Source organism: Bacillus stratosphericus (assembly GCF_020524495.1).
Classification (GTDB): Bacteria; Bacillota; Bacilli; order Bacillales; family Bacillaceae; genus Bacillus; species Bacillus stratosphericus_B.
On the sequence record NZ_JAIVLB010000074.1, the window covers coordinates 1 to 4,784 of the forward strand.

A 4,784-nucleotide genomic window follows, 5' to 3' on the forward strand; every position below is an offset into this window, starting at 1 on the left:
GGACAACAGCTGCATTTTTCCTCCATCGTTCTTCACGCGCGGCCGACTGCGTGCAGGCTAGAGCCTGCTTACGGAAGCTGAAGCTTCCTAAAACCATCGGTAGCCAGCCTACGGCTGCCGTTAAAGTGACATTTCCCTTTTGACCTCCGAAGCGTACAACATTCGGGGCCGGCTAATCAAAAAGCGTGCCAAAGTTTGCGCCTCCGGCTCTTTACCACACTTTTTGATAAGACGGCCAGCCACATGACAAGAGCAAATGCTGATCAGTCGTAACTCGTAAGCCCCAGGGATGTTTAGCAGTAGAGCCTATGCTAAACATTCCTGAAGCAACGGTTACGCTACCTAAAGGCAAATCAGCACTTGTCGCTACTGCGATGCCTGCGGCCCTCTTGTCATGTGTCTATCCTCAGTTGTCCGTTCTACATGTCAAAAGGGAAAAATTCACCCTGAAGGGGCGTACCCCTTCGGAGGTCAAAAATAAAAAACAAAAGGAGCAAAACCAAAAAATGAACCTATTACAACGATTAGATACAGTTGAAATTGATAACACAAGCCGTATTTCACAAGAGGATGAACAATTTTGTTTAAATGAGGCAAAGTCTTATGAAGTCGCATGGAAAGCCTTAGAACATGCTTATAAGAGCGTAAATAAATTACTGTTAGTCGATTCGATTAAAGATAAGTATATTCGGAAATATGGCGTGGTTAGTCAAATCGAAGAAGCTCAACAAGAGTGCAATTCACGTTTTATAAGCGAAATAACGGCTTATTTTTCAAAAAAATACAATGTTGAATTTAATTCATCAAGTATTGTTGATAATTATTCTTTTGGACAATTAATCACGTTTGAAAAAGTGTTAGATCATTTATTCGAACAATTAGGCGGCTACTCTTTTGTAGAGATGGCAAACGAGCAAATAAAGAACAAAATAAAAGATGCCGTATATAAGTTTGAAGTGAAAAAGAGTACGTTACACTTGCCTAACTTTGGTTATTTTGAATCTGATTGGATGGGTGGGCTAAAAATTTCTTGGCAAAAGGAAGGAAAAATGACCAAATTATTTGATGCTCTATCACTGTTTGAATATGGAGAGCCAACAAAAATTAATAAATTTTTATCAATTGAAAAAGAAATGCGGCAAGGTTCAAGCGAGGCCCCCATTTTTGATAAATATGAAATGGAAAATTTCAATAAAATCAGAAGCTTCAAGGCATTCAAAAATGGCAAAGTGTCTATCGAATTTCATTCAATTGACTTGGCAAATGAGTTTGCAAACTTATATCTAAAAAAGTAAGGAGATACGGCAATGTACAAAACAATAGAACAGATCATACCAAACAACCAAAGAAAACAAATCAATGAGAAAATTTTATATCTCATTGAAAATAATAAATGTGAAGAAATGCAAATCACAAAGGAGGATATTTTCAATTCCTATACAGGAGAAGGGGGGCTACATGGTCTTTCCTTTTCTTCCTTCGATAATTATCACCTTTATTCTGAAGCTAAAAAGGAGATCGAAAACGGTCAATTTTTTACGCCACATGAGCTTTCAAGGTTTTTAATGGAGTGTTTAAAACCGACTGAAAAAGACCTCATAGCTGATCTAACATGTGGGATGGGTAATTTTTTAAACTATTGCCCAAAAGAAGAAAACGTGTACGGTAATGAGCTTGATATAAAGGCTTTTAAAGTGGCTCGTCATTTGTACCCTGACGCTAATCTTTCAAACGAAGATATCCGTTACTATAATCCAGACGTAAAATTTGATTTTATAGTGGGCAACCCTCCTTTTAATTTAAGGTGGAAAGTCAATAACAATGAAATTTTAAGTCAATTATTTTACATCCAAAAAGCATCTGAATTGTTGAAACCAGGGGGCATTTTAGCACTCATTGCACCTAATAGCTTTTTGAATGATGACTTTTACACTGGCATGATAAATGAGGTAAATGATTCATTTAATTTTATTTGTCAGTTTGCTTTGCCGACAAGTGCTTTTAAACAAATGGGCGTTGATCATTACGAAACAAAAGTAATGATCTTTCAAAATAAAAGCGAACACCTTTCTACGGTTCCATATGAAATAAATTACACAGCAATGAAAGGGCTAGACTCTCAATTCATCTATGAAAGTTTTGTTCATCCTGCCCTTCAGCAAAAAGAACAAGTCCGGCATAAAATACGATCTGAGCTTGCGGAACTTCACGAAAGTAAAAAAGGATTTTTAGACAAGGTTAAGAAACTTCTTTTTGATATAAAGAGGCATCCGGCAATTAGTCATAAAGCCACAAAATGTGAGCAATATGTGGATCGTTATTTCACGCAATCAAAGCCGCATGAAATGGCTGTGGAAGAATGGAACAAAAAGAAGCTAACCGAAAAAAAAGTGCTTTCATACTTGAAAAGAGTCTTAAAAGAACAACATGGAAAGCCTAAGTATAAAAGAACCGCACTTGTAAAAACAAGATACGGTTTGAAGCTGAAAGCATACAGCCATAAAGAAAAACGGCTGTTAAATATGCAGAAAGAAACAAAAAGCGCGGACTTTTCGGACTTGCTGCGTGATGGTTATTATCCTTTTCAGGACAAACGCTTTTTAAAGCTATTCCTGAAGAAACAAAAAGATCACGTAAAAGCACAAATGAAGTTGTCGGAGATCGATCCGACCGAACAAATCACAAGTTTTCTGGATCAATTAGTGATACATGATTCAGAGAATCGAAATGTTATTAAGCTGAATGGCATTCAAAAAACTGATACTGGAAAACTACTCATGAAAGATCACGCTTATCTTCAGTGGGGAACAGGATCAGGAAAGAGCATTTCAGCTATAGCGCAAATCATGTTTAGGCAAAAATACAGCAACATCAAAAACGTTTTTATCGTTGCGCCTGCTATTGCGATTAATAACAATTGGAATGATATTCTCATTAGTTATGGTTTCAATGTGAAACAGATCAAAACCATGAAAGACATTGAAACCATTGAACAAGGTCAAATTGTCATCATGACATTTAACATGCTGACAAAGTACGAAAGGTTTATAAAACGGTACATCAAGAGACAATCACAAAAAGTCATGCTTGTGCTGGATGAAGCCGACAACATTTCTAATCCTTCATCAAAACGCACAAAAGCCGTTTTAAATTGCTTCAGACGTGTTAAATATAAAGTCTTATTAAGTGCCACCAGCACAAGAAACAATGTTTCAGAAGCCTTCACTGCATTTGAATTGATGTATAACAATTCGGTTAACTTTCTTTGTAAGTGTGAAACGCTATACGAAGAGGATCGAAAGACTAAAGAGCTGAGACAAAAAGAAAATAAGCAATACAACAAGCCTTTTCCGGCTTATAAAAAAGGGTATCGCTTGTTCAAGTACTGCTTTTCACCTGAAAAAGTAACAGTGTTCGGGATCGGTAAACATGATCAATCGGTATACAATAGCGATCATCTTAAAAGCTTGATTGATCGTTCAATGATTACGAGAACTTTTGAGGAAGTGGCAGGAAAGGCAATATACCAGATTAAACAAAACTTCTGTAAATTTAATACAAGTGAAAAACATCTTTACAACACAATCATGAAAGAATTTTATAGAATGACAGAGCTTTATAAAAGCACTGGTAACACTAGAAAAGACTCTCTATTAATGATCATCAACCAATTAAACAGCCTTTTAAAAGCCTGTGTTCTTCCTAACAGTTTCAAAGAACATAGCACAAATGTAATGCCTTCTAAAGCGATTGAAACGATCAATCTTTTGAAAGAATGGCAACATGATAAAGTCGCTATCGGCTGTACACATGTAGAAGCTGTAAACCGATATGCAAGTTATATAAAAGATCATTTTCCTGATCGTCCTGTGTTTATCATCACAGGAGATAAAGCGACCTTTGAACAGAGAAAACAAATCGTCAAACAACTGAAAAGCACAGAAAACGGTATTTTAATTTGTACCCAGCAATCTCTTCCAAGTAGCATGAACATTGATTTTGTCAATCGTGTTCTATTGTTAGAAATGCAGTGGAATTTCTCAGCCATGCAACAATTTTTCGGACGCTTTGTCCGTTATACGTCAACTGATCAAAAAGAAATTCACTTTTTGACCGTTGAAAACAGCATAGAATCAAATATGTTGCAGTTGGTCATGAGCAAAGAAAAGATAAATTACTTCATGAAGAATGAGGATCTTGATAGCTCAGAAATTAATGAGCGTTTTGGGCTTGATGGTGACATACTGGACATGCTCTTGACCAAAGAACAGGACAAAGACGGGAAAACGTATATTGCCTGGGGAGATCAAAAGTTTTCTAAATGCTCCTGAAAGGGGGCGTAACACCAGCAATTCGCTGGCGTTACGCATGGTAGGTAAGCTGAAGCTTTCCTTTTATTAAAACGCAGGCATCGAGCCTGCTGGGTCAGCTACCGCTGCCCAAAAGACAAAACCTTTGCTATGCTCTGCCAACTTCGTTGCCATCGCATAGCTGTCTGGTGCACCTCAGCGATTTTAGATCCTCTCATTACGTACATCCTCTATATGAATTCTTCTATCTTATGTATCTTCATGTTCTTCAGCAAGGCCCCTACACCTTTTTAGTTTCTTCTCCTAAACCCTTAAATTCTTGTGTCGGGCTTGCCCTATGGGTCTACTCATGAAATGTAAGCCGGCACAAAACGCCGGCCAACATTTCATGGTATCTCGCTCCACGCTAAACGATGGGATAACAAACATCTGTAAGCCCTGGTTCCACCAGGACAACAGCTGCATTTTTCCTCC

2 protein-coding genes are annotated in these 4,784 nt (G+C 37.5%); both read left to right on the forward strand.

From position 1 onward, the window contains the following. Window positions 1-308 precede the first annotated feature (308 nt). Complete coding sequence (locus tag LC033_RS16250; RefSeq protein WP_226570218.1) at window positions 309-1,295, forward strand: hypothetical protein; 987 nt, start codon at window positions 309-311, stop codon at window positions 1,293-1,295. A 12-nt stretch (window positions 1,296-1,307) separates the two neighbouring features. Beyond that, window positions 1,308-4,331: an SNF2-related protein gene (locus LC033_RS16255; RefSeq protein WP_226570220.1), complete on the forward strand. Its 3,024-nt coding sequence runs from the start codon at window positions 1,308-1,310 to the stop codon at window positions 4,329-4,331. Window positions 4,332-4,784 lie beyond the last annotated feature (453 nt).

Excerpts from the sequence above, each read along its gene's own strand:
- LC033_RS16250 (WP_226570218.1), top strand. The coding sequence starts at position 309 with ATGCTAAACATTCCTGAAGCAACGGTTACGCTACCTAAAGGCAAATCA.
- LC033_RS16255 (WP_226570220.1), top strand. The coding sequence starts at position 1,308 with ATGTACAAAACAATAGAACAGATCATACCAAACAACCAAAGAAAACAA.